Annotated in this window: 13 protein-coding genes; 11 read left to right on the forward strand and 2 right to left on the reverse strand. The window is 42.1% G+C overall.

The genetic code is table 11. The features are described from left to right. Positions 1-68 precede the first annotated feature (68 nt). The 7 genes from rpsG to rplA all read left to right on the forward strand — a co-directional run bounded on the left by rpsG (position 69) and on the right by rplA (position 6491). Complete coding sequence (gene rpsG, locus CKV69_RS09640; RefSeq protein ID WP_005717859.1) at positions 69-539, forward strand: 30S ribosomal protein S7; 471 nt, start codon at positions 69-71, stop codon at positions 537-539. Positions 540-640: 101 nt separating this feature from the next. Further along, the gene (gene fusA, locus CKV69_RS09645; RefSeq protein WP_005717860.1) at positions 641-2743 is read left to right on the forward strand and encodes an elongation factor G; all 2103 of its coding nucleotides are present in this window, start codon (positions 641-643) and stop codon (positions 2741-2743) included. Positions 2744-2803: 60 nt separating this feature from the next. Continuing rightward, positions 2804-3988: an elongation factor Tu gene (tuf, locus tag CKV69_RS09650; RefSeq protein ID WP_005751979.1), complete on the forward strand. Its 1185-nt coding sequence runs from the start codon at positions 2804-2806 to the stop codon at positions 3986-3988. Between the two features lie 258 nt (positions 3989-4246). Continuing rightward, a complete protein-coding gene (gene secE / locus CKV69_RS09655; RefSeq protein WP_005718827.1) occupies positions 4247-4657 on the forward strand; it encodes a preprotein translocase subunit SecE in 411 nt (136 codons plus the stop codon). A gap of 1 nt (position 4658) precedes the next feature. Next, positions 4659-5210 carry a transcription termination/antitermination protein NusG gene (gene nusG / locus CKV69_RS09660; protein WP_005718825.1) on the forward strand — a complete coding sequence of 184 codons (552 nt, stop codon included), beginning with the start codon at positions 4659-4661 and terminating at the stop codon, positions 5208-5210. A 158-nt stretch (positions 5211-5368) separates the two neighbouring features. Continuing rightward, positions 5369-5797, forward strand: a complete 429-nt coding sequence (gene rplK / locus CKV69_RS09665) for a 50S ribosomal protein L11 (protein WP_005718823.1) — start codon at positions 5369-5371, stop codon at positions 5795-5797. Between the two features lie 4 nt (positions 5798-5801). Continuing rightward, positions 5802-6491 (forward strand): 50S ribosomal protein L1, encoded by a 690-nt coding sequence (gene rplA / locus CKV69_RS09670; RefSeq protein ID WP_005718821.1) that lies wholly within the window; start codon positions 5802-5804, stop codon positions 6489-6491. Between the two features lie 66 nt (positions 6492-6557). On the opposite strand, the gene CKV69_RS09675 is transcribed toward rplA, so the two are convergent. Continuing rightward, positions 6558-7703, reverse strand: coding sequence for a glycerate kinase (locus CKV69_RS09675; protein WP_005724693.1), 1146 nt, complete (start codon positions 7701-7703; stop codon positions 6558-6560). 12 nt (positions 7704-7715) lie between these two features. Beyond that, positions 7716-9092, reverse strand: coding sequence for a GntP family permease (locus CKV69_RS09680; RefSeq protein WP_005724691.1), 1377 nt, complete (start codon positions 9090-9092; stop codon positions 7716-7718). Between the two features lie 551 nt (positions 9093-9643). Here CKV69_RS09680 and rplJ point away from each other — a divergent pair. The 4 genes from rplJ to rpoC all read left to right on the forward strand — a co-directional run bounded on the left by rplJ (position 9644) and on the right by rpoC (position 19222). Further along, on the forward strand, positions 9644-10135 hold the full coding sequence (gene rplJ / locus CKV69_RS09685; protein ID WP_005718814.1) for a 50S ribosomal protein L10: 492 nt from the start codon (positions 9644-9646) through the stop codon (positions 10133-10135). A 51-nt stretch (positions 10136-10186) separates the two neighbouring features. Beyond that, a complete protein-coding gene (rplL, locus tag CKV69_RS09690) occupies positions 10187-10555 on the forward strand; it encodes a 50S ribosomal protein L7/L12 (protein ID WP_005724690.1) in 369 nt (122 codons plus the stop codon). A gap of 274 nt (positions 10556-10829) precedes the next feature. Next, a complete protein-coding gene (gene rpoB / locus CKV69_RS09695; RefSeq protein WP_038641811.1) occupies positions 10830-14858 on the forward strand; it encodes a DNA-directed RNA polymerase subunit beta in 4029 nt (1342 codons plus the stop codon). Between the two features lie 110 nt (positions 14859-14968). After that, positions 14969-19222: a DNA-directed RNA polymerase subunit beta' gene (gene rpoC, locus CKV69_RS09700; RefSeq protein WP_038641814.1), complete on the forward strand. Its 4254-nt coding sequence runs from the start codon at positions 14969-14971 to the stop codon at positions 19220-19222. Positions 19223-19343 lie beyond the last annotated feature (121 nt).

Raw genomic sequence — 19343 nt, forward strand, 5'->3', positions numbered from 1 at the left:
AAGGCGATATTTATCGCAAAATGTAGAGTTTTGGGAAATCCTGAAGATTAATTACGGAGAAATTCGCAATGCCACGTCGTCGTAGTATTGAACCACGCAAGATTCTTCCAGATCCAAAATTCGGATCAGAATTACTTGCTAAATTTATTAATGTTTTAATGGTAGATGGTAAAAAATCTATCGCAGAAAAAATCGTTTATAGTGCATTAGACACATTAGCACAACGTACAGGTAAAGAAGCGTTAGAAGCTTTTGAAGCTGCGCTTGATAATGTTCGTCCTACCGTTGAGGTAAAATCTCGCCGTGTGGGTGGTTCTACTTATCAAGTACCTGTAGAAGTTCGTCCAGTACGTCGTAATGCATTAGGTATGCGTTGGATTGTTGACGCAGCACGTAAACGTGGTGATAAGTCAATGGCTTTACGTTTAGCTAACGAATTATCTGATGCATCAGAAAATAAAGGTGCAGCAGTGAAAAAACGTGAAGACGTTCACCGTATGGCTGAAGCTAACAAAGCGTTTGCACATTACCGTTGGTAATTTTTTAGCAACTACGTTTTCAGGCTTCATCTCATTTAATTATGTGGTGAAGCCTTATACATATTTAAAATTTCATATTTAATTCCAGCAAGGAAATAATAATGGCACGTACAACCCCTATTGAAAGATACCGTAACATTGGTATCAGTGCTCACATTGACGCAGGTAAAACAACTACTTCCGAGCGTATCCTATTCTATACAGGTGTGAGTCACAAACTTGGTGAGGTGCACGATGGTGCAGCTACTATGGACTGGATGGAGCAAGAACAAGAGCGTGGTATCACAATCACCTCTGCGGCAACAACCGCATTCTGGTCTGGTATGTCTAAACAATATCCACAACACCGTATCAACGTGATTGATACTCCGGGACACGTTGACTTCACGATCGAAGTTGAACGTTCAATGCGTGTACTTGACGGTGCGGTGATGGTTTACTGTGCGGTGGGTGGTGTTCAACCACAATCAGAAACCGTATGGCGCCAAGCAAACAAATACCAAGTTCCTCGTGTTGCTTTCGTAAACAAAATGGACCGTACTGGTGCTAACTTCTTACGTGTAGTTGAACAAATTAAAACTCGCTTAGGGGGTAACTCTGTTCCTTTACAATTACCAATCGGTTCAGAAGATAATTTCAAAGGTGTTGTTGACCTTGTTAAAATGAAAGCGATTAACTGGAACGAAGCTGACCAAGGTATGACATTTACCTATGAAGAGATCCCAGCTGATATGGTTGATGCTTGTGAAGAATGGCGTCAAAATTTAGTTGAGTCAGCTGCAGAAGCGTCAGAAGAGTTAATGGAAAAATACCTTGGCGGTGAAGAATTAACAGAAGAAGAAATTAAAGCAGGTTTACGTCAACGCGTATTAGCCGGTGAAATTATTCCTGTATGCTGTGGTTCTGCCTTCAAAAATAAAGGTGTTCAAGCTATGCTTGATGCGGTAATCGACTATTTACCAGCACCAACAGATATCCCAGCGATCAAAGGGATTAATCCAGATGAAACAGAAGGTGAGCGTCATGCAAGTGATGATGAACCTTTCTCTGCACTTGCGTTTAAAATCGCAACTGACCCATTCGTAGGTAACTTAACGTTCTTCCGTGTTTATTCTGGTGTAATTAATTCAGGTGATACTGTATTAAACTCTGTAAAAGATAAACGTGAGCGTTTTGGTCGTATCGTACAGATGCACGCAAACAAACGTGAAGAAATCAAAGAAGTGCGTGCAGGCGATATCGCAGCCGCAATTGGTTTGAAAGATGTGGGTACTGGTGATACATTATGTGCACAAGATGCGCCAATTATTCTTGAGCGCATGGAATTCCCAGAGCCAGTAATTTCTGTTGCTGTTGAGCCAAAAACGAAAGCAGACCAAGAAAAAATGGGTCTTGCATTAGGTCGCTTAGCACAAGAAGACCCTTCATTCCGTGTTCATACTGATGAAGAGTCGGGTGAAACTATTATCTCTGGTATGGGTGAGTTACACTTAGATATTATCGTTGACCGTATGCGTCGTGAATTCAAAGTTGAAGCGAACATTGGTAAACCACAAGTATCTTACCGTGAAACTATCCGTACTCGCGTTAATGATGTTGAAGGTAAACACGCAAAACAATCTGGTGGTCGCGGTCAATATGGTCACGTTGTTATCGACTTATATCCGTTAGATCCAGAAGGTCCGGGTTATGAATTCGTGAACGAAATCAAAGGTGGTGTGATCCCTGGTGAATACATCCCTGCAGTAGATAAAGGTGTTCAAGAACAACTTAAATCGGGTCCATTAGCGGGTTATCCAGTAGTGGATTTAGGTGTTCGTTTACACTTCGGTTCATACCATGATGTTGACTCATCTGAGCTTGCGTTTAAATTAGCTGCATCTTTAGCCTTTAAAGCTGCATTTAATAAAGCAAACCCAGTGCTTCTTGAGCCAATCATGAAAGTAGAAGTTGAAACGCCACCGGACTACGTTGGTGATGTAATTGGTGACTTAAGCCGTCGTCGTGCGATGGTTAACGGTCAAGAAGCAAATGAATTTGTTGTGAAGATCAATGCAGAAGTACCACTTTCAGAGATGTTTGGTTATGCAACTGACCTTCGTTCACAAACTCAAGGTCGTGCTTCATACTCAATGGAACCATTGAAATATGCAGAAGCGCCGAAAAACGTTGCTGATGCAATCATTGAAGCTCGCAAAAAATAATTTTGTTTAACAAAACCACAAGCTGTAATAGCTTGTGGTCTCTACTGAGGAAACTTAATCGTGTCTAAAGAAAAATTTGAACGTACAAAACCGCACGTAAACGTGGGTACAATCGGCCACGTTGACCATGGTAAAACAACTTTAACCGCAGCAATCACAACCGTATTAGCAAAACACTACGGTGGTGCAGCTCGTGCATTCGACCAAATCGATAACGCGCCAGAAGAAAAAGCGCGTGGTATCACCATCAACACATCACACGTTGAATACGATACACCAACTCGTCACTACGCACACGTTGACTGTCCAGGACACGCGGACTATGTGAAAAACATGATTACCGGTGCAGCTCAAATGGACGGTGCTATCTTAGTTGTTGCGGCAACTGACGGTCCTATGCCACAAACACGTGAGCACATCCTTTTAGGTCGCCAAGTAGGTGTTCCTTACATCATCGTATTCTTAAACAAATGCGACATGGTGGATGATGAAGAATTATTAGAATTAGTTGAAATGGAAGTGCGTGAACTTCTTTCTCAATATGATTTCCCAGGTGATGATACACCAATCGTACGTGGTTCAGCGTTACAAGCGTTAAACGGCGTTGCTGAGTGGGAAGAGAAAATTCTTGAGTTAGCCAACCACTTAGATACTTACATCCCAGAGCCACAACGTGCAATCGACCAACCGTTCCTTCTTCCGATTGAAGACGTGTTCTCAATTTCTGGTCGTGGTACAGTAGTAACAGGTCGTGTTGAGCGTGGTATCATCCGTACAGGTGAAGAGGTTGAAATTGTTGGTATTAAAGCGACAACGAAGACCACAGTAACAGGTGTTGAGATGTTCCGTAAATTATTAGACGAAGGTCGTGCGGGTGAGAACGTTGGTGCTTTATTACGTGGTACTAAGCGTGAAGAAATCGAACGTGGTCAAGTGTTAGCGAAACCGGGTTCAATTACGCCACACACTGATTTTGAATCAGAAGTTTACGTGTTATCAAAAGAAGAAGGTGGTCGTCATACACCATTCTTCAAAGGTTACCGTCCACAGTTCTACTTCCGTACAACGGACGTAACAGGTACAATCGAATTACCGGAAGGTGTTGAGATGGTGATGCCTGGTGATAACATCAAGATGACTGTAAGTTTGATTCACCCAATCGCGATGGACCAAGGTTTACGCTTTGCGATTCGTGAAGGTGGTCGTACAGTAGGTGCGGGTGTTGTAGCGAAAATTATCAAATAATTTGGCTTAACATGCTAAAGAAGGCGTATCGAAAGATACGCCTTTTGTGTTTTTATGAGATTTGAAATGAGCATCAAATGGATCTCAACACGATTTAACTGAGAGTATGCCTTTGTTCTTTGCTAGCAAAATTGAGCAGGAATGCCAATGAAAAATTTAGGCTTCTGCTGTAATTTTAATATGCATTTTTTAAATAAAGTGCTACAATCACGCGTTCAGAAACGAATCCCCTATTTAAGTTAAGTAATGGATTAAATTATGGCGTTAGAAATTGAGAAAAAGAAAAATGCGCATGAAGTCGAGAACCAAAAGTCAAAAGGCTTGAATCGCTTTTTATGGTTGCTCGTTATTGTTGTTATTGCAACTGCAGCATTAGGTAATATTTATTTTGTAGAACAATTTTCTACTCCGATTCGTGTGGTTGGAGTCGTGGTTTTATTGTTGATTGCGTTAGGTCTTGCTGCATTAACAAACCAAGGTGTGAAAGCACGTCATTTCTTTAGTGAATCAAGAATTGAATTAAGAAAAATTGTCTGGCCAACGCGTCCAGAAGCGATGCAAACGACATTAATTGTGGCAGGTGTAACGATTGTTGTGTCTTTAATCCTGTGGGGATTAGATTCAGTGATTGTTGCGTTAATTACTTTCTTAACAGATTTGAGGTTCTAAGATGACAGAAACAACAACCAAAAAACGTTGGTATGTGTTACAGGCTTTTTCTGGTTTTGAAGGTCGTGTTGCAACAACATTGCGTGAATATATTAAGTTACACCAAATGGAAGATCAATTTGGTGAAGTGCTTGTGCCGACAGAAGAAGTCGTAGAAAACGTAGCCGGAAAAAGACGTAAAAGTGAGCGCAAATTTTTTCCAGGTTATGTATTAGTGCAAATGGAAATGAATGACGAAACTTGGCATTTAGTACGCAGTGTACCACGTGTTATGGGTTTTATTGGTGGTACAGCAGATAAACCAGCGCCAATTTCACAGCGTGAAGCGGATCGTATTTTAAATCGTTTACAAGAAAGTTCAGAAAAACCTCGCCACAGAAAAGAATTCCAGCCTGGTGAAGAAGTTCGTGTCACTGAAGGACCATTCGCTGACTTTAATGGTACAGTGGAAGAAGTGGATTATGAAAAAGGTCGCTTAAAAGTGTCTGTTTCTATCTTTGGTCGTGCAACACCTGTTGAACTTGAATTCAGCCAAGTTGAGAAAACAAATTAATTTTTAACCGCACTTAGCTATTCTACTTAATAGATAAGTGCGGTGAGCTTTTGAGTAATTTTTACTTGAAGTTTGGGTTGTGTTTAATTACAATACAGCCTTTTCGTAAACAGGGGAGCTAGCAATAGCGCTATTACCCATTCTAGAGGAAGCTAAAAATGGCAAAAAAAGTACAAGCCTATGTTAAGTTGCAAGTTGCAGCTGGTATGGCTAACCCTTCACCACCAGTTGGTCCTGCGTTAGGTCAACAAGGTGTGAACATCATGGAATTCTGTAAAGCATTCAACGCTCGTACTGAGAGTTTAGAAAAAGGTTTACCAATTCCAGTTGTTATTACTGTGTATGCAGACCGTTCATTCACGTTCATTACGAAAACACCACCAGCAGCAGTATTATTGAAAAAAGCTGCAGGTATCAAGTCTGGTTCAGGTAAACCAAACAAAGATAAAGTGGGTAAAGTAACATTAGAACAAGTTCGTCAAATCGCTGAAACCAAAGCAGCAGATATGACAGGTTCTTCTATCGAAACGAAAATGAAATCAATCGCTGGTACAGCTCGCTCAATGGGCTTAGTGGTGGAGGAATAATACGATGGCTAAATTGACTAAAAAAATGAAATCAATCAAGGCGGCAGTCGACTCTACAAAAGCCTATGAAATCAATGAAGCAATCGCAGTATTAAAACAATTTGCGACAGCTAAATTTGTTGAAAGCGTGGATGTTGCAGTGAACTTAGGTATCGATCCGCGTAAATCTGACCAAAACGTACGTGGTGCAACTGTATTACCACACGGTACAGGTCGTTCTGTACGTGTTGCTGTGTTCACTCAAGGTGCAAACGCAGAAGCAGCTAAAGAAGCGGGTGCGGATTTAGTCGGTATGGAAGATTTAGCTGAATTAGTGAAAAAAGGTGAAATGAACTTCGATGTTGTTATCGCTTCTCCAGATGCGATGCGTGTTGTAGGTCAATTAGGTCAAATTTTAGGTCCACGTGGTTTAATGCCAAACCCTAAAGTAGGTACTGTTACACCAAACGTTGCTGATGCAGTGAAAAATGCGAAATCTGGTCAGGTTCGTTACCGCAATGATAAAAACGGTATCATCCACACCACAATCGGTAAAGTTAACTTTAGCGAAGAACAATTAAAAGAAAACTTACAAGCCTTATTAGCGGCATTAGCGAAAGCGAAACCAACAACGTCTAAAGGTGTATTCATCAAGAAAGTAAGTCTTTCTACAACAATGGGTGCGGGTGTAGCGATTGATCAAGCTTCACTATAATTCATTGCTTTAAAAAAGAAAAAGTGCAATGTTTTCATTGCACTTTTTTTATATCTGTTTTCTAGGTTAATCTGGTATATGTTTAGCAAGCAAATAGAAGCGAGCAATATTCTGTGCCGCAGAAATTAAATTTTCTCGACCGCACTTTAAGGTCGCTTCCAAACTCTCTACCTGACGTATAATCGGGAAAACGGCATCAATGCCTGCTTGATAAACCACTTCATAATCCTCTTTTAGACTCCCCACAATAGCAAGCACGGGTTTCTGAAACTGTTTGGCAGTTTTTGCCACACCACTTGGGGTTTTCCCTTGTGCTGTTTGACTATCCATTCTCCCTTCTCCTGTGATCACTAAGTCTGCATTGGCAACAAGGGTATCGAGTTTGACAGCCTTGATAACAATCTCGACACCAGCTTTTAGAGAAACATTAGGTAACAATAATAAGCCACCTCCCATTCCCCCGGCTGCGCCGGCACCAGCATGATCACGAATATTGCGTTGATATTGTTGCTCTACCACATGTGAGAAGTGAAGTAATGCATTATCTAATTTCTCAACCATTTCTACGCTTGCTCCTTTTTGTGGACCAAAGATGGCAGAAGCCCCTCGAGGTCCACACAACGGATTATTGACATCACACGCCACTTCTAATTCTACAGAAGATAAACGGGGATCTAATTGAGATAAATCGACATGCATAATATCTTGCAACTGTTCACCGCCAAACCCAATTGGTTGCTGATGTTGATCGAGAAATAATGCGCCAAGTGCTTGTAACATGCCCACACCTGCATCATTAGTGGCACTACCACCAATGCCCAGTATGATTTTTTTTACCCCCAAATCCAACGCGGCTTTTATCAATTGTCCCGTCCCAAAGCTAGTGGTTTTTAGCGGATTACGCTGTTCGACAGGCACTAAATGCAAGCCCGATGCTGCCGCCATTTCGATAATGGCGGTCTGTTTGTCTCCAGATAATCCAAAAAATGCTTGGATTGGATTTCCTAAGGGGGCAATGACCTCTGTATTAATGATCTCACCTTGTGTGGCATCCACCAAAGATTGTACCGTGCCTTCTCCGCCATCTGCCATTGGAACAAGCACATATTCCGCGTGAGGTAATATCTTTTGAAAGCCTATTTTAATGGCTTGCGCGACTTCAAGCGCCGTAAGACTTTCTTTAAAAGAATCTGGTGCAATCACAATTCGCATAATCTTATCCTTTTACAATAAAATAAGTGAAAGTAGATATACGGTGATAATCCCAACGATCCCCATAATCAGTGTTAAAGCAGTTTGTGTACGGTAACCTTGTTGTGGGGTCATTTTGGTAAAATTCGTAACCACCCAATAATAGCTGTCGTTAGCATGAGAAACACACATTGCCCCTGCAGCGATCGCCATCACGGTTAAGGCGGCGGCAATTTCAGAAGTTAAGCCTAAGGCGCTCATTAAAGAATCTTGCGCACTAAACATGCCCATAATTGAAGCCGTGGTGATAATGGCGACAGTTGAGCTACCTTGTGCAGTTTTTAAAATGGCTGAAATTAAGAATGGAAAGAAAATGCCTGCGGTACTAATGATGTGTGCATTTTGCTTAATGTATTCGACAAAACCTGCTTGCGTGATGACTTTACCCAATACACCACCAGCCGCAGTAATAAAGAGAATCGGACCAACGATTTTTAAGGTATCATTTGTAAGCTGATCAAAGCCACTGATTTTCTCTGTTTTGATTAACAATACCACAGCACAAATCACACCAAGGGCGAGAGCAATGATTGGGTGACCTAAAAATTGCAATAGAATGCCAACATTGCCTTCTAGCCCGAGAATCTTACTGATAGAACCTAAAGCCATGAGCAAAATTGGTACACAAATTGGGGCAAGGCTTAAGCGACCGCTCGGCAAGGTGCCGTATTGTTTTAATAATGCTTCATAACTTTTCTCAATGACAGTATCACTGTCCTCTTCATTCAAGGTCATATTACGGCTTACCCATTTAGCGAACAGGTAGCTGGCAAACAGAACAGGAATGGATACCACTACGCCCATGCCGATAACTAATAATAAGTTATGGCTTAATCCGACAGCACCCGCGGCTGCAATAGGACCGGGTGTCGGTGGAATAAAGACATGGGAAGCATAAAGACCTGCACTAAGCGCCACTGCCATACTAACAGGATTCGCGGAAATTTTTTTACGTAATGCTTCTCTGATAGGATTTAATACCACAAAGCCACTATCGCAAAAAACGGGGATACCCACAACCCAACCCATAATTAACATGGCCAGTTCAGGTCTTTTATGCCCAACATATTTGACGACCATATCGGCTAATTTTAACGCTGCACCGGTTTTTTCGAGCACCATACCAATAATGGCACCGAAAATAATCACAATCCCAATACTTTTGAAAGTGCCACTAAACCCATCACCAATCATGGCGGGGATTTTAGCTAATGGAATACCTGCAATAAAGGCGAGAGCAAGAGAAATGGACATCAAAGCGAGAAAAGGGTGAACTTTGACTTTTGCAATCAGCCAAATCATGACAATAATTGCAATGACAAAAACACAGATTAATGCAATACCACTCATAGTAACCTCCTAATGTTGTAGAAGAACAAAGCGGATTGATTCTTGATGAGTGACTTCTTTTAGGAGCCCATCAACACAAGAATATTCGTCCGAGGGTTTATGAAAGAAGGCGCATTCTTGAAAACAAACATGTCATTCAAGCTATCTCTTATATATCATATTTATCTTGTTAGGTAAGTAAATATTTCACTAAAAACAATGTTGTTTTGTGTCGGTTGCTTTTATGCGAAGAAAAGGAAAGGTCATGACAGATTATTTATATAAATCACTTTACAAGAAAGGGGATTTCTATTACAATTCCGCTCCTGAATTTTGTCATTTTTAGGTGATGAAATTGTTGATGGTGCTTGACCACATTCAAGCCCCGTCCGAGACCGTAGGTGAAATGATGGATATCATCTCTTAATTTGGCCTACGTAGATGGTGAACAGACAGAATTTTCTGCTTCTGGACACCTTAGCCTCACAAAATAGTCGTACCAAAGTGCGGTCATTTTTTGAGATTTTTTGTAAATTCCGCTTAGGCGGAGTGTATTCAGGAGCTAAAAGCCAATGGCATTAAATCTTCAAGACAAACAAGCAATTGTTGCTGAAGTAAACGAAGCAGCCAAAGGTGCCCTATCAGCTGTGATCGCGGATTCACGCGGTGTAACAGTAGATAAAATGACTGAATTACGTAAAGTAGCTCGTGAAAACGGTGTTTCAATGCGTGTTGTACGTAATACATTATTACGTCGTGCGGTTGAAGGTACTGAATTTGAGTGCTTAAAAGATACGTTTGTAGGTCCAACACTTATCGCATTCTCGACTGAACACCCTGGTGCAGCAGCCCGTTTGTTCAAAGACTTTGCTAAAGCAAACGATAAGTTTGAAATTAAAGGTGCAGCCTTTGAAGGTAAGATTCAAGATGTTGAATTCTTAGCAACATTACCAACTTACGACGAAGCAATTGCACGTTTAATGGGCACAATGAAAGAAGCTGCGGCAGGCAAACTTGTTCGCACTCTTGCGGCATTACGCGACAAATTACAAGAAGCAGCTTAATCCAGCGGTTTCTTAACTCGTTTAACTTTTTTACTTTAGGAATTGATTGTTATGTCATTAACTAACGAACAAATCATTGAAGCGATCGCTTCTAAATCTGTCACTGAAATCGTAGAATTAATCGCTGCGATGGAAGAAAAATTTGGTGTTTCTGCAGCGGCAGCAGCAGTAGCAGTAGCAGCGGGTCCAGCTGAAGCAGCTGAAGAGAAAACTGAATTTGACGTAGTACTTGCAGGCGCAGGTGCGAACAAAGTTGCAGTAATCAAAGCGGTACGTGGTGCAACTGGTTTAGGCTTAAAAGAAGCGAAAGACTTAGTTGAATCTGCTCCAGCAGTATTGAAAGAAGGTATCTCTAAAGCTGAAGCTGAAGCACTTAAGAAAGAATTAGAAGAAGCTGGTGCACAAGTCGAAGTTAAATAATTTTGACTGACTTGTAAGCCCTTCTAAGGCTCGATGGCTGGTGGTTTTTCCATCAGCCATTTTGTGCTATCAAAACAGAACAAATTTTTCCGTTTAATTTTTCTGTTTTTCTTCTCAAATTAATTATGTTCACCTAATTTGGGAATACCGCTCATCAGAAGTAAGGTTCAGAGTGCGGCATCTGGAAACGGTATCTTTACACGCATACATAATGCTATTTCAAGAACATCAGCATTGTGTATTTGGTTCACTGAAACACAAGCAGAGGAACCCTATGGTTTACTCCTACACAGAGAAAAAACGTATTCGTAAAGACTTCGGCAAACGTCCGCAAGTTTTAAATGTACTTTATTTATTAACTATCCAACTCGATTCTTTCGATAAATTCATTCAAAGAGATCCTGAAGGTCAGCAAGGTTTAGAAGCAGCATTCCGCTCCGTATTCCCGATTGTCAGCAATAACGGCAACACAGAATTACAATATGTAAGCTATCAATTGGGTGAGCCTGTATTTGACGTCAGAGAATGTCAAATCCGTGGTACCACTTATGCTGCGCCATTACGTGTGAAATTACGCTTAGTCAGCTATGACAAAGATGCTGCACCGGGCACAATCAAAGATATTAAAGAACAAGAAGTTTATATGGGTGAAATCCCATTAATGACCGATAACGGTACCTTTGTGATTAATGGTACAGAGCGTGTTATCGTGTCGCAATTACACCGTAGCCCAGGTGTCTTCTTTGATTCTGACAAAGGTAAAACACATTCTTCAGGTAAAGTCTTATATAACGCAAGAATTATTCCTTACCGTGGTTCATGGTTAGACTTTGAATTCGATCCAAAAGATAACTTATATGCACGTATCGACCGTCGTCGTAAATTACCGGCAACCATCATTTTACGTGCGTTAAATTACACCACCGAACAAATTTTAGATATTTTCTTCGATAAAGTGGTTTTTGAAATCAGCAATAACAAATTGTTGATGACATTAGTACCAGAAAGACTCCGTGGTGAAACCGCAACTTTCGATATTGAAGCAAACGGCAAAGTGTATGTTGAACGTGGTCGTCGTATTACCGCGCGCCATATCCGTGCTTTAGAAAAAGATCAAATCACCCAAGTTGAAGTCCCAACAGAATATATTGTGGGCAAAGTGGCAGCAAAAGACTATGTGGATTTAGAGTCTGGTGAAATTGTTTGTCCTGCGAATATGGAAATCTCATTAGAGATGTTAGCCAAACTTGCGCAAGCGGGTTACAAAACCATCGAAACGCTGTTCACTAACGATTTAGATTACGGTCCTTACATTTCGGAAACCTTACGCGTTGATCCATCAAACGATCGTTTAAGTGCGTTAGTGGAAATTTACCGTATGATGCGTCCAGGTGAGCCTCCAACAAAAGAAGCGGCAGAAGGCTTATTTGATAACTTATTCTTCTCATCAGACCGCTATGATTTATCTGCGGTAGGTCGTATGAAGTTCAACCGCTCTTTAGGCATTGATGAAGAGACAGGTAGCGGCATTTTAAGCAACGATGACATCATTGGTGTGATGAAAAAACTGATCGAGATCCGTAACGGTCGTGGTGAAGTCGATGATATCGACCACTTAGGTAACCGTCGTATTCGTTCAGTGGGTGAAATGGCAGAAAACCAATTCCGTATCGGTTTAGTGCGTGTAGAAAGAGCGGTGAAAGAGCGCTTATCTTTAGGTGATTTAGATGCAGTGACACCACAAGATTTAATCAACGCAAAACCAATTTCTGCGGCAGTGAAAGAATTCTTTGGTTCTTCACAACTTTCCCAGTTCATGGATCAAAACAACCCGTTATCAGAAGTAACGCACAAACGTCGTATTTCTGCATTAGGTCCGGGTGGTTTAACACGTGAACGTGCAGGCTTTGAAGTGCGAGATGTTCACGCTACCCACTATGGTCGTGTCTGTCCAATTGAAACGCCTGAAGGTCCAAACATCGGTTTGATCAACTCATTGTCTGTTTATGCGCGTACCAACGACTACGGTTTCTTAGAAACCCCATACCGTAAAGTCGTGAACGGTCAAGTGACGGAAGAGATTGAGTATTTATCGGCAATTGAAGAAGGTAAATATGTTATCGCTCAGGCGAACTCGAATCTTGACGAAGAATTACGCTTTACCGATGCGTTTGTTACCTGTCGTGGTGAACACGGTGAGTCTGGTTTATATCGTCCAGATGAAATTCACTATATGGACGTTTCTACACAACAAGTAGTATCTGTGGCGGCAGCGTTAATTCCGTTCCTTGAGCACGACGACGCGAACCGTGCGTTAATGGGTGCAAACATGCAACGTCAAGCGGTACCAACATTACGTGCAGATAAACCATTAGTCGGTACTGGTATTGAGAAAGCCGTAGCAGTTGACTCTGGTGTAACGGTAATCGCAAAACGTGGTGGTATGGTGCAATACGTTGATGCGTCCCGTATCGTAGTGAAAGTGAACGAAGATGAAACCATCCCAGGTGAAGCGGGTATTGATATTTATAACTTAGTGAAATACACCCGTTCAAACCAAAATACCTGTATCAACCAAATTCCTTGCGTGTCTTTAGGTGAGCCTATCGGCCGTGGTGAAGTATTAGCTGATGGTCCTTCAACAGACTTAGGTGAATTAGCGCTTGGTCAAAACATGCGCGTAGCATTCATGCCTTGGAATGGTTATAACTTTGAAGACTCGATGTTAGTGTCTGAACGTGTAGTACAAGAAGATCGTTTCACGACTATTCACATTCAAGAACTTTCTTGTGTCGCACGTGATACCAAATTAGGTTCAGAAGAAATCACTGCGGATATTCCAAACGTCGGTGAAGCCGCATTAAGCAAACTGGATGAGTCCGGTATCGTTTACATCGGTGCGGAAGTAAAAGGTGGTGATATTCTTGTGGGTAAAGTAACACCAAAAGGTGAAACCCAATTAACCCCAGAAGAAAAATTATTACGCGCAATCTTCGGTGAAAAAGCCTCTGATGTGAAAGATTCTTCATTACGTGTGCCAAACAGTGTTTCTGGTACGGTTATCGACGTGCAAGTCTTTACCCGTGATGGTGTAGAAAAAGACAAACGTGCGCTTGAAATTGAAGAAATGCAATTAAAACAAGCGAAAAAAGACCTTGTGGAAGAATTAGAAATCCTTGAGGCAGGCTTGTTTACGCGTGTTCGTAGCCTTCTGATTGCAGGTGGTTTCGACGCGAAAAACTTAGATAAATTAGACCGCACTAAATGGTTAGAGCAATCATTAAGCGATGAAGCGCAACAAAACCAATTAGAGCAACTTGCTGAACAATACGAAGAATTACGTAAAGAATTTGAACGTAAGTTGGAAGTACAACGTGGCAAGATCATCCAAGGTGATGATTTAGCACCGGGCGTATTGAAAGTGGTGAAAGTGTATCTTGCGGTGAAACGTCAGATCCAACCAGGTGATAAAATGGCGGGTCGCCACGGTAACAAAGGGGTTATCTCAAAAATCAACCCGGTGGAAGACATGCCATACGATGAAAACGGTCAACCAGTGGATATCGTGTTGAACCCGCTAGGTGTTCCATCACGTATGAACATTGGTCAGATCTTAGAAACACACTTAGGTTTAGCCGCGAAAGGGATTGGTGACAAGATCAATGCGATGATCAAACAACAACAAGACGTGGCGAAATTGCGTGAATACATGCAAAAAGCCTACGACTTGGGTCACGGTTCACAAAAAGTGGATTTAAGCACTTTCTCTGATGAAGAAGTGATGCGTTTAGCACAAAACTTACGTAAAGGTTTACCGCTTGCCACCCCAGTATTTGACGGTGCGCACGAAAGCGAAATCAAAGGCTTATTAGAATTAGGTGGCTTGCCAACGTCTGGTCAAATTACTTTATTCGACGGCCGTACTGGTGAGAAGTTTGAGCGTCCAGTTACCGTAGGTTACATGTATATGCTCAAATTGAACCACTTAGTTGACGATAAAATGCATGCGCGTTCAACCGGTTCTTACAGCTTGGTAACACAACAACCATTGGGTGGTAAAGCCCAATTCGGTGGTCAGCGTTTCGGTGAGATGGAGGTGTGGGCACTTGAAGCATACGGTGCAGCTTATACTTTACAAGAAATGTTGACGGTGAAATCTGATGACGTGAAAGGTCGTACGAAGATGTATAAAAATATCGTCGGTGGCACACATCAAATGGATCCAGGCACACCAGAATCTTTCAACGTCATCATGAAAGAAATTCGCTCGCTTGGTATCAATATTGATTTAGATGAAGATTAATCTGACATCATAACCAAGCTTGGTGTAAAGCAATGTACGCGCAAGTGCGGTAAAAATTTTTAAAATTTCAGCCGCACTTGAATAAGTTTAACTCCGACAGGAGCAAATCTGTGAAAGACTTAGTTAAGTTTTTAAAAGCACAATCAAAAACAAGTGAAGATTTTGATGTGATCAAAATTGGTTTAGCCTCACCGGACATGATCCGTTCTTGGTCATTTGGTGAAGTTAAAAAACCTGAAACCATTAACTACCGCACCTTTAAACCAGAGCGTGACGGTCTTTTCTGTGCACGTATTTTCGGACCAGTAAAAGATTACGAATGTTTATGTGGTAAATACAAACGCTTAAAACACCGTGGTGTGATCTGTGAAAAATGTGGTGTGGAAGTCACTCAAACCAAAGTACGTCGTGAGCGTATGGGTCACATTGAACTTGCCTCACCCGTGGCGCACATTTGGTTCTTAAAATCACTGCCGTCCCGTATCAGTTTATTACTTGATATGCCATTACGTGATATCGAACGCGTTTTATACTTCGAATCTTATATTGTGATCGAGCCGGGAATGACGGATCTCGATAAAGGTCAGTTATTAACCGAAGAACAATATATCGATGCGGAAGATCGTTGGGGTGATGAATTTGACGCGAAAATGGGGGCGGAAGCTATCCAAGCCTTATTGCGCGATATGGATTTACCGCAAGAATGTGAAAACTTACGTGAAGAATTACAAGAAACGAACTCAGAAACCAAACGTAAGAAAATCACTAAACGTTTAAAACTGTTAGAAGCCTTTATTCAATCTGGTAACAAGCCTGAATGGATGGTAATGACCGTATTACCGGTATTACCACCAGATTTACGTCCGTTAGTACCACTTGATGGCGGTCGTTTTGCGACCTCAGATTTGAACGATCTATATCGTCGTGTGATTAACCGTAACAACCGTTTAAAACGTCTTTTAGACTTAATCGCACCAGATATCATCGTGCGTAACGAAAAACGTATGTTACAAGAATCAGTAGATGCGTTATTAGATAACGGTCGTCGTGGTCGTGCTATTACTGGCTCTAACCGTCGTCCATTAAAATCACTTGCGGATATGATCAAAGGTAAACAAGGTCGTTTCCGTCAAAACCTATTAGGTAAACGTGTTGACTATTCAGGTCGTTCGGTAATCACCGTAGGTCCATACCTACACCTACACCAATGTGGTTTACCGAAAAAAATGGCATTGGAATTATTCCGTCCGTTTATCTATGCAAAATTAGAAAGCCGTGGCTTCGCTTCAACTATTAAAGCCGCGAAGAAAATGGTTGAGCGTGAAGATGCGATCGTATGGGATATCTTAGCGGACGTAATTCGTGAGCACCCAATTTTATTAAACCGTGCGCCAACGTTGCACCGTTTGGGTATCCAAGCCTTTGAACCTTTATTGATCGAAGGTAAAGCGATCCAGTTACACCCACTTGTTTGTGCGGCGTTCAACGCGGACTTCGACGGTGACCAAATGGCGGTTCATGTGCCATTGACATTAGAAGCACAGTTAGAAGCACGTGCATTAATGATGTCAACCAACAACATTTTATCACCTGCAAACGGTGAGCCGATTATCGTTCCTTCACAAGACGTGGTATTAGGTCTTTACTATATGACCCGTGATAAAGTGAACGGTAAAGGTGAAGGCATGTTGTTACAAGACCCACGTGAAGCGGAAAAAGCGTATCGTACCGGTCAAGTCGAATTACATTCTCGTGTCAAAGTGCGTATCACAGAATACGTGAAAAATGCGGTAGGCGAGTTTGAGCCACAAACTAACTTAGTGGATACGACCATTGGTCGTGCGATTCTTTGGATGATCGCACCAAAAGGGATGCCATTTAGCTTATTTAACCAAACCTTAGGTAAAAAGGCGATTTCTAAGTTAATCAACGAGAGCTATCGTCGCTTAGGGATGAAACCAAGCGTCTTGTTTGCGGACCAAATCATGTACACTGGTTTTGCGTATGCGGCACGTTCTGGTTCTTCTGTAGGTATCGATGACATGGTCATTCCTGCCAAGAAATACGAAATTATTTCTGCAGCAGAAGACGAAGTAGCGGAAATCCAAGAGCAGTTCCAATCAGGTTTAGTGACAGCGGGCGAACGTTATAACAAAGTGATCGATATTTGGGCGGCAGCAAACGAACGTGTTGCGAAAGCCATGATGGAAAACCTATCGACTGAAGAAGTGATCAACCGTGAAGGTCAACCAGAGAAACAAGCCTCTTTCAACAGTATCTTTATGATGGCGGACTCGGGTGCGCGTGGTTCTGCAGCACAGATTCGTCAGTTAGCGGGTATGCGTGGTTTGATGGCGCGTCCAGATGGTTCGATCATTGAAACCCCAATTACCGCAAACTTCCGTGAAGGTCTAAACGTATTACAGTACTTTATTTCAACCCACGGTGCGCGTAAAGGTCTTGCGGATACGGCATTAAAAACAGCGAACTCCGGTTACTTAACCCGTCGTTTAGTGGACGTGGCACAAGATTTAGTGATCATCGAAGATGACTGTGGTACACACGAAGGTATCGTGATGACCCCATTAATCGAAGGTGGTGACGTGAAAGAAGCACTACGTGATCGTGTATTAGGTCGTGTGGTGGCAGAAGACGTGTTGAAACCAGGCACAGAAGAAGTGTTGATTGCACGCAATACCTTATTAGATGAGAAATTGTGTGATGTGATCGACAGTAATTCTGTGGATAGCATCAAAGTGCGTTCCGTTGTAACCTGTAACACAGACTTCGGTGTGTGTGCTAAATGTTATGGACGTGATCTTGCACGTGGTCACTTAATCAACCAAGGTGAAGCCGTGGGTGTTATTGCGGCACAATCTATCGGTGAACCGGGTACACAGTTAACGATGCGTACCTTCCATATCGGTGGTGCGGCATCTGCAGCAGCGAAAGAATCCAGTATCCAAGTGAAAAACACGGGTACCTTACGTTTAGCCAACGTGAAATTTGTCACCAATAACGAAGGTAAGTTAGTGTTAACATCACGTAACACCGAATTAACCATTATTGATGCCTTTGGTCGTACAAAAGAGCACTATAAAGTGCCTTACGGTGCGATTTTAAGCAAAGGTGATGGGCAAGAGGTGACAGCCGGTGAAACCGTAGCAAACTGGGATCCACATACTATGCCAGTAGTGTCTGAGGTAAGTGGTTTTGTGAAATTCATTGACCTTATTGACGGTTTAACCGTGACACGTCAAACCGATGAGTTGACTGGTTTATCTTCCATCGTGGTACAAGATGTGGGTGAACGTGCGACAGCAGGTAAAGACTTACGTCCAGCTATCAAATTAGTGGATGCGAAAGGTAATGATATCTTAATTCCAGGGACAGACGTGGTAGCACAGTACTTCTTACCAGGTAAAGCGATCGTGACCTTAGACGACAATGCGGAAGTCCATATCGGTGAACCATTAGCACGTATTCCACAAGAATCGGTAGGAACGAAAGATATTACCGGTGGTCTTCCACGCGTGGCAGACTTATTTGAAGCACGTAAACCGAAAGAGCCAGCCATCTTGGCGGAAATTTCAGGTATCGTGTCCTTCGGTAAAGAAACCAAAGGTAAACGTCGCTTATTGATCACCCCGGCTGAAGGTGAAACTTACGAAGAAATGATTCCAAAATGGCGTCAGCTCAACGTATTTGAAGGCGAAATGGTGGAACGTGGTGACTTGATCTCAGATGGTGCAGAAACCCCACATGATATCTTACGCTTACGTGGCGTTCACGCAGTCACAGAATATATCGTTAACGAAGTACAAGAAGTTTACCGCTTACAAGGGGTAAAAATTAACGATAAACACATCGAAGTGATCGTTCGCCAAATGTTACGTAAAGGCATTGTCACGAAAGCTTATGACTCTGAATTCTTAGAGGGTGAGCAAGTTGAAGTGGCACGCGTGAAAATTGTGAACCGTAAGCGTGAAGCTGAAGGTAAACCGTTAGTGGAATTTGAACGTGAATTGCTTGGTATTACTAAAGCGTCTCTTGCAACTGAGTCATTTATCTCAGCAGCGTCGTTCCAAGAAACCACACGTGTGTTAACGGAAGCCGCAGTGGCAGGTAAACGTGATGAATTACGTGGCTTGAAAGAGAACGTAATTGTGGGGCGTTTAATCCCAGCGGGTACCGGTTTTGCTTACCACCAAAATCGTCAGAAGAAAGTGGTGATGAGTGATGAAATGCCAGTGAAATTATCTGCTGCAGATGAAGAAGAAATCGCAGCAGAATTTACGGTGACTGCAGAAGACGCCACAGCAAGTTTAGCAGAAATGTTAAATATGGCTGATGATGCAGAATAAGCCTGATTAAGCAAAAAGCCCGAGCCTTAGGTTCGGGTTTTTTATTCGCTAAATTGCAAAATTCCCTTTATAATGACCGCACTTTATTCCATTCCAAACAGCAAAAAGTGCGGTCATTTTT

This window comes from Pasteurella multocida (genome assembly GCF_900187275.1).
In the GTDB taxonomy this organism is placed as follows: Bacteria; Pseudomonadota; Gammaproteobacteria; order Enterobacterales; family Pasteurellaceae; genus Pasteurella; species Pasteurella multocida.

Excerpts from the sequence above, each read along its gene's own strand:
- rplJ (WP_005718814.1), top strand. The coding sequence starts at position 9,644 with ATGGCATTAAATCTTCAAGACAAACAAGCAATTGTTGCTGAAGTAAAC.
- CKV69_RS09680 (WP_005724691.1), bottom strand. The coding sequence starts at position 9,092 with ATGAGTGGTATTGCATTAATCTGTGTTTTTGTCATTGCAATTATTGTC.
- nusG (WP_005718825.1), top strand. The coding sequence starts at position 4,659 with ATGACAGAAACAACAACCAAAAAACGTTGGTATGTGTTACAGGCTTTT.
- rplK (WP_005718823.1), top strand. The coding sequence starts at position 5,369 with ATGGCAAAAAAAGTACAAGCCTATGTTAAGTTGCAAGTTGCAGCTGGT.
- rpsG (WP_005717859.1), top strand. The coding sequence starts at position 69 with ATGCCACGTCGTCGTAGTATTGAACCACGCAAGATTCTTCCAGATCCA.
- fusA (WP_005717860.1), top strand. The coding sequence starts at position 641 with ATGGCACGTACAACCCCTATTGAAAGATACCGTAACATTGGTATCAGT.
- secE (WP_005718827.1), top strand. The coding sequence starts at position 4,247 with ATGGCGTTAGAAATTGAGAAAAAGAAAAATGCGCATGAAGTCGAGAAC.
- rplA (WP_005718821.1), top strand. The coding sequence starts at position 5,802 with ATGGCTAAATTGACTAAAAAAATGAAATCAATCAAGGCGGCAGTCGAC.
- rplL (WP_005724690.1), top strand. The coding sequence starts at position 10,187 with ATGTCATTAACTAACGAACAAATCATTGAAGCGATCGCTTCTAAATCT.
- CKV69_RS09675 (WP_005724693.1), bottom strand. The coding sequence starts at position 7,703 with ATGCGAATTGTGATTGCACCAGATTCTTTTAAAGAAAGTCTTACGGCG.
- rpoB (WP_038641811.1), top strand. The coding sequence starts at position 10,830 with ATGGTTTACTCCTACACAGAGAAAAAACGTATTCGTAAAGACTTCGGC.